Source organism: uncultured Campylobacter sp. (assembly GCF_937997405.1).
Lineage (GTDB): Bacteria > Campylobacterota > Campylobacteria > Campylobacterales > Campylobacteraceae > Campylobacter_B.
Genome location: NZ_CALKTL010000080.1, coordinates 1 through 7,078, shown reverse-complemented (window position 1 = coordinate 7,078; position 7,078 = coordinate 1). Strand labels below are relative to the sequence as shown.

General features: G+C 47.2%; 5 protein-coding genes. 2 read left to right on the top strand and 3 right to left on the bottom strand.

Translation table 11 applies throughout. From position 1 onward, the window contains the following. Together Q0372_RS04385 and mltG are read right to left on the bottom strand one after the other, a co-directional pair. The coding region (locus Q0372_RS04385) for a malate dehydrogenase (RefSeq protein WP_298103044.1) at positions 1–656 on the bottom strand (656 nt) is incomplete at its 3' end. Between the two features lie 106 nt (positions 657–762). Next, the gene (gene mltG / locus Q0372_RS04380; RefSeq protein ID WP_298103041.1) at positions 763–1,713 is read right to left on the bottom strand and encodes an endolytic transglycosylase MltG; all 951 of its coding nucleotides are present in this window, start codon (positions 1,711–1,713) and stop codon (positions 763–765) included. A gap of 129 nt (positions 1,714–1,842) precedes the next feature. Between mltG and Q0372_RS04375 the strand changes: the two genes are divergently transcribed. Both Q0372_RS04375 and Q0372_RS04370 read left to right on the top strand, forming a co-directional pair. Continuing rightward, positions 1,843–4,431, top strand: coding sequence for an AsmA-like C-terminal domain-containing protein (locus Q0372_RS04375; RefSeq protein WP_298103037.1), 2,589 nt, complete (start codon positions 1,843–1,845; stop codon positions 4,429–4,431). Next, positions 4,428–5,489 (top strand): tyrosine-type recombinase/integrase, encoded by a 1,062-nt coding sequence (locus tag Q0372_RS04370; RefSeq protein ID WP_298103034.1) that lies wholly within the window; start codon positions 4,428–4,430, stop codon positions 5,487–5,489. Before Q0372_RS04375 ends, Q0372_RS04370 begins: the two co-directional genes overlap by 4 nt. Positions 5,490–6,428: 939 nt before the next feature. On the opposite strand, the gene Q0372_RS04365 is transcribed toward Q0372_RS04370, so the two are convergent. After that, positions 6,429–7,061, bottom strand: coding sequence for a ferritin family protein (locus Q0372_RS04365; RefSeq protein WP_298103047.1), 633 nt, complete (start codon positions 7,059–7,061; stop codon positions 6,429–6,431). Positions 7,062–7,078: the final 17 nt, after the last annotated feature.

Genomic DNA, 7,078 nt, shown 5'->3' with positions numbered 1-7,078 from the left:
GACATGCCAAGCAGCTCGCCGATCTGCGCGCCGGCGCGTTTGGTATTTTGCACCGCACGATCAAAAATTTCATCTGAAATTTCAAATCCCAGCTCGTTTTTAAGCGCGATCATCTCTTCGCTATGCGGGCCTACGATCGCGCTTCTCATCGATGAAATTTCCTTACCGCTTGCGCGCGCGAGTTCAAATTTAAGCCGCGCGCCGTCTAGCTCGCCCGCCATGCCGATGACGCGCTCTTTTGCAAACCCGCTAGCCTGCAGCGCCGCATAAACCATCATATCAAGCGGGTTGGTAACGACGATGATGATGGAGCTAGGCGCGTATTTTGCGGCATCTCGTGCGCATTGCGCGACGATAGCGGCGTTTGCGCCAAACAACTCCTCCCTGCTCTGCCCCGCCTTTCTTGCGCGCCCTGCGGTAATCACGACGATGCCTGCCTCCGCTATGTCGCCGGGCTCCGTGCTGCCGCTTATGCGCAGGTCGCGCTCGTAAACAGCCGCCGTATGGGCAAGATCGAGTGCCTTGCCGCGCGCGATCTGCTCTACCGTATCCACAAGCGCGATGCTATCTATCTTTTGGCTCAAAGAATCGCTTACGATAAGATCGTTTGCTACCGCCGCACCGATGTTTCCCGCGCCGAATATCGCTATTTTCATTGTTATCTCCTAAATATCAGCCCGCATTTTTATAACTGCGGGTTAAATTTTAAAATTTAAAGACGAAATCTCGTTTTTAAATTTAATGCCGAAACGGCCTTAAATTTTACCTCTGCGCCTTTACGTTGCGCTCGTGCTCGGCTTGCGTGCGCGCAAAATCGTGAAGTCCCGTTTTTTTATTTCGCATAAAATAGAGGTATTCGCTCTTTGCGGGCGCGAAAACGGCGCGTATCGCATCGCGAGAGACCACGCATACCGGTTCTTTCGGAAGTCCGTCGTTGAGGTAGGTGTTGTAGTGGCTGGTGTCGGTGCGGATGCGCTGCGGAGTGATCTTGACGTGCGAAAACTCGCCGTAATTCAGCGTACCGTCCATCTGAAGGCGCATATTTTTGGCTAAGCGGTTGTCGATGACGGAGGCTACGAGGGGCATTTCATCTGTGTTTGCGGCCTCTTTTTGAATGACCGAGGCCTTGATCAGCACCTGCTTCCACGCCGTGGCGTTATAGTCGCCGCTAAGTTCGCGCGACAAGTCTTCGTGGAATTTTTGTGCGCTTGAGATGAGGTGATCGATGATATTTTTTTCGCTTTCGTTTTTGCTAATTTTATAGGTTTCAGGCACCAAAAAGCCCTCGTAAAACGGCGCCGTGGCGTTGTATTCGCGCTCAAGCTCGCTAAAGCTTAGCCCGCGATCTTTCGCCAGCTGTTTTAAAAACACGATCGTAGTCTCTCCCGGGATCAGCTTGATCTCGTTCATCACGGGTTTTGCGACGCTTAGCTCATACAAAAATTGATATTTGGGCAAATTTTCGCCGCTAAGCTCCAGCTCGCCGGTTTTTGCGCCGCCGTAAAAAGAAAGCAGCCTCGCGTCAAATTTCGTAAATTTAGGATAGCTCTTTGAGAGTTGCGATAAAATTTTCGTTGAGCTGCCCTGGCCTATCTGCACGGTTTTCGCGTTGCCGACGCGCTCGTGTAGATCAAAGCCTACGGCCAAAAGGAAGATAGCCGCAAGCTCGATACAAATGCACGCAGCTTTGATGAGCTTTATAAAGAATTTCATGCGTTCCTTTCAAAATTTAGCTGAAATTATAGGCAAATAAGCCAAAATTTTGAATAAATTTCATATTATAAGCGCAGTTTTTCGGCACGCCCGATTTGATTTTGGGCGTAGCTTTTTAATGGGACGATGATGTATAAATTTTTAGCTAGATTTTTTCTTACTCTTACTATACTTTTTATAATCTGCGCGGTAGGCCTAAAACACGGTATTGCGATTTCGCAGCTGGACGTGAGCTTTGCAAAGCTTGAGGGGTTTTATCTAAAGCTAAATAAAGGTCTCGTGCTGCGTATAAAAAATCTTGAAATTACGCAAAACAATACACAAAATTTAGAGCAAAATTCCACCGATCTGCGCACGCAAAGCGAGAAAATTTTAGAATTTAGCAAAAAAATCTCGCTCATCAACTCCTTTTTCGAAGAGATCGACGTAGACAATATGAAAATAAAAGGCGAAAGCCTGAAACTAAAATACAAAAGCGACGTTTTTTACGCCGACACGCGGTTTTTTAGGCTAAGCTCAAAGATCACGCCTGGCGCAGACGGGCTGAGCTTTGATCCCATCGAGCTTAAGCTAAATGATTTTAATCTCACTCTGCACGGCACGGCGCGAGCAAATTTCAAAGCCGATACGTATGATTTTAACGGCGCCTTCGCTTCGCACGAGATCGCGGGCGAGCTTGACGTGCACAATATCGGCTCGGAGCTAAATATCGAGATAAATCGCGCCTCGGCCTTGAGTCTGAAAAATTTTATGAATGAGCTAGGCGCGCTAACGGGGCTAAATCCTCTTGCGAACGAGTGGATCTACGGCAAGGCGGTCGCAAAAAACTACTACATCGAAAACCTCCGCGCGAAGATCGATTTGAAAGATCCGCGCCCGGTCGCCGAAAACGTCAGCGCCACGGCTTACGCGCAGGATCTTACGATAAAATTTCAGCCGCAAATCGAAGCCGTAACGGTGAAAGACGCAAACATCACGCTTAAAAACGATTATCTAAGCTTCACGCTAAATGAGCCTAAATTTAAAGGCAAAAGCCTGGAGGGAAGCGGCGTACGTATCGGCGGGCTTTTTGAAGAGAAGCCGGTCGTATATCTGGATCTGCGGACCAAGGAGAGCTTGGGCAAGGACCTTATAGCGATCCTGCAAAGCTACGGCATAGATGAGCCCGTATATCCGCTAGGTGGCGGGATCGATGCGCGCGTGCTGATAGACGTAGACGTCGAAAAGGAAAGCGCCAAGGTCGATGCGAACGTGACGCTAAAAGATGCCGATCTGATGATCTCTAAAGCAAAATTTCACTCCAAAGCCGCGCGGGTGCATATCACAGAAAAAAAGATCGATATCAAAGATGCGAATCTGCAAAATGAAATTTTTAACGCCACGGCAAGCGGCAGCATCGACATCGCCACGCGCAAAGCTAAATTTAACGGCGTTATTCATAGCTTCAATCTCTCCCCGAACGGCAAAGAAATTTTAAAATTTGGCGACGCGCGAGATAATATAAGCCTTGATTTTAGCGGCAAAGCGCCGGTGCTGAGCTCGCAATTTTTAGGCGCAAAGATGAGCTTCGGCGAGCGGATCGAGATTAGCTCGCCAGATATTAGCGGAATTTTGCCCTTTTCTAAGACGCTTAAAAACGCGGGCATTAGCGGCGGAGATCTTAAAATTTTAACTAGCGATTTTACAAACTTAGATATCAGCAGCAACAATCTCATCTTTGATTTCGGTCTGCTGAACAAGGACGGAAGCCATTATAAAAACGACTCTTTCGCGCTTCGAGTGCGCGGGGGCGATCTGGAAGGCTCTAGCGGAAGCGGTAAAATTTCTCTCAAAATCAACAAAGGCGGCAACTTCGTCTCTTTAAAAGACGTGGACGTCGCGATCAATACGAGCGTGCAAACTAGTGAGTTTAATAACGGCACAAAGGAGCGCTCGCCGATAAATTTCAGCGGGCAAAACTCTTCCATCGTGCTATCCGATCTTAATAAGACGCTTAAATTTACGCACTTTAACGGCGTGCTGGACGGCAAAAATATGAACCTGAACGCAAGCTTTAAACGCGGCGACGTGAAGTTGATCTTTAAAAAGAGTTTGCTTCAAATTTTTGCGCAAAACATCAGCGGCGAGGCGCTTAATCAATTCCTGGGCTCGCAGAGCTTCGACGGAGGGGTATTTACGCTGAAAGCAAGCGGCATCGATCCGCGCAACTACCGCGGCGAGATCAACGTGCAAAACACCTATCTGAAGGACTACATCATCTATCAAAGGCTGCTTAGCTTTATAAACTCCGTGCCCTCGCTACTTACGTTTAAGACGCCCGATTTCAACGATCGCGGCTTTAGCGTGCAGAAGGGCAAGATTTACTTTCGCCGCAGCGGCGATAAAATTTACATAAACGCAATGAACTTTACCGGCAGTAGCGCAGACATCGCGGGTAACGGCGAAGTTGATATGAAAAGCGGCGCGCTAAATATCGATCTAGAGCTTAAATACCTAAAAGACGCAAGCTCGATAATCTCAAAAATCCCGCTGCTAAATCATATCATCTTGGGCGAAAACAACACGATCTCCACGATCATCGAGATTCGCGGCACGACGAAAAAGCCTACCTACTCGACCGGCGTTGCGACCGACGTGCTAAAAACGCCGTATAATCTTATCAAAAACACGCTGATGCTGCCTTTCGTGATCTTCGGCGACAGCGAGGAGAGCAAATGAAATTCCCGCTTGATTACAAGGATAGCTTTGAAAAATCGCTGCTGTTTTGGCTCGTAAAATTCGTGCGCTATAAGCTAAGCGCGCTATCGAATAAGGAGCTGAAAAACGACGCGCTGTTTCGCCGCGCGAGCCTGGCGCTAAATCACGAGGTAGCAAACATCAATGAACTCGAGCGGCTCGCAAAAGATGCGCGAAATGCAGGCCTTACGGGCATTAACACTTACTTCAATCCGCTTAAAAAATTTTACGAAGCGATCATGCAGTACGGCCTTGAGAGTATGAAAAATATCGACGAGGAGCTTTTGAGCGAAATTTTAGCCTCGATTACGGGCGGGCTAAGCGATGCGAGCAAAAAAAACTACCGCATCGCGCTGATAAATTTTTTCGGCTTCATCGACCGCCAAAACGAGCAGGACGGTACCTCGCACAACTTCGGCATCGAGCTTAAGTATTGGGGCGGCATTAGCGGCAGCCGCGGCACGAAGCTTCCGGAGTTTATGAGCGAGGAGGAGCTGAAGCGGTTTTTGGACGCGATAAATCTAAGCGAGTTTCGCTCCTTTGCCCATCGCAACCGCCTAATCGTAAAAATCATCGTCTATACGGGCATCCGCGTGGGCGAAGCGATAAATCTCAAGCGCAAAGATATCGCGCCCGAGGGCGATCTTTTCGTCATCCGAATCCGCGGCAAGGGCAATAAATACCGCATCGTAATGATCAAGCGCCACCTGATCGAGGAGCATCTAAACGCGCTGGAGACGAACTTTGCAAACAAAGAGGGCTATCTTTTCGTCACCAAAAACGGCGCGCCGCTTACTCAGGCCTATGTCAGCGGCATCGTGGAGAAAATTTTAATGAGCGCGGGCATCCGCAAGGAAAAAAACGGCGCTCACATGCTGCGCCATACCTTCGCGACGATGCTTTACAAAAAGCAAAAGGACCTCGTGCTCGTCCAAGAAGCCCTCGGCCACGCGAGCCTAAATACTTCGCGCATCTACACCCACTTCGACAGCGACAAACTGCGCCTTGCGGCGAAGGTCGCGGAGGAATTCGAGGAGTGAAATTTTAAAATTTGCGGCGTTGCGAGGCTTGCTTGAGCAAGATTTTTTGAATTTCGTTTTGAGACGGCTTTAAAATCGTTTTTATGGAATATTTTACAAGAATTTCAGAATTTTATTTTGAAAAATTCTGAAATTTGTTTTTCATACTAGCATAACAGAACCTAAAAATTTTACCTTGCGAGCTTTAGAATTTAACTCGGCAAAATTTAAAATTAACGCGCGAGCCTTAGAGCTTGATTGCAAAAAAACTAGAATTTTACTCTTTTGGAGTATAGAATAAATTTTACTTTTTAAATTTTCTCATACGATTTTGCCTAAAATTCCAGATAAATTTAGTATAAAATTTCATTTAAATTTTGACGATACGGTATTTCATCCGAGGATTTTATAAGCAAAAGATAATCGACATATTAAGAGGTAGCGGATATAAAATTTATCTGCAAATTCCGTAAGGATGGAATTTCTGATTTAAAATTTAAACCCTCGAAATTTTATAGTTTGATTTGCTTTCAAATTCTCATCGCACCGTATTCGCCTTAAAATTAAAGACACAAAAGATTCTGCCACCAAAGTTTGCTGCGAAATTTACCGATGCGAAGCTTACTTCGTAAACAGCGCAAGAATCATATAGGAATTTATAATAAAAATTTAAAGATACAAAATCCATCGGCATGATCATTTTAGATTTATTTTACGACAGAAATCCCGCTCTTGCGAGCAGGATTTCATTTCTTAGGGGGATAAGAAAAGGAGTTTAGGCTAAATAAATTTAGCCCGAGATTTCGTCTAGCCACGGAGTCCCGCGGCAAAAAGGAGCAAAAAGACGAAATCTCGCGCAAAATTTTAAGCCAAGATTTAAGCGATCGGCTTGCGACAATAAACGAGATTTGCGACGGCTTCAAAAGCTATCGCAAAAACGCCGTGCCGCAAGCATCAAAATTAAACAAGCCTTTGTTTTTTGAAATACTCGCGCGGAGCCTTGCAGAGCGGACAGGCGCCTGGGGCTTTCTTGCCGCGATGAACGTGGCCGCAGACCTCGCACACCCAAACTTCCTCATCAAAGCTCTCGAAAAAACCCTCTTCTAGCAGGATCTTTTGAAGCTCGTTGTATTCGCGCTCGTGCTCCTGCTCGACCTTGCCGATAGCGTTAAAAAGGCGCGCTACCTCTTTTTTACCCTCTTCGGTCGCGATTTTAGCGAAGCTCGGATACATGCTCTCGTGCTCGTAGCGCTCGCCGGCGGCGGCATCGAGCAGATTTTTATCCATTTTATCAAGCGGAATGCCTGCGGCCGCGTGATGCGCCTTTAGCTCGGCTCTGGCGTGCCATTTTTCATTTTCGGCAGCCTCGTAAAAATGTCGCGCAATGGCGTGAAAGCCCGCCTCTTTGGCCAAATCGCCGTAAAGATCATATTTGTTGCGCGCTTGCGACTCGCCTGCGAACGCCTTCATCAAATTTACCTGCGTCAGATCCTCAGTTATACATTTCATCGGCTCGCCGCAGCAGCTAAGCGTGCCGCCGCCTACTTTTTGCACCTCGACCTCCGCGCCCAAGTAATGGTCGATGCGATAGATCTGATCTTCGCTGAAGT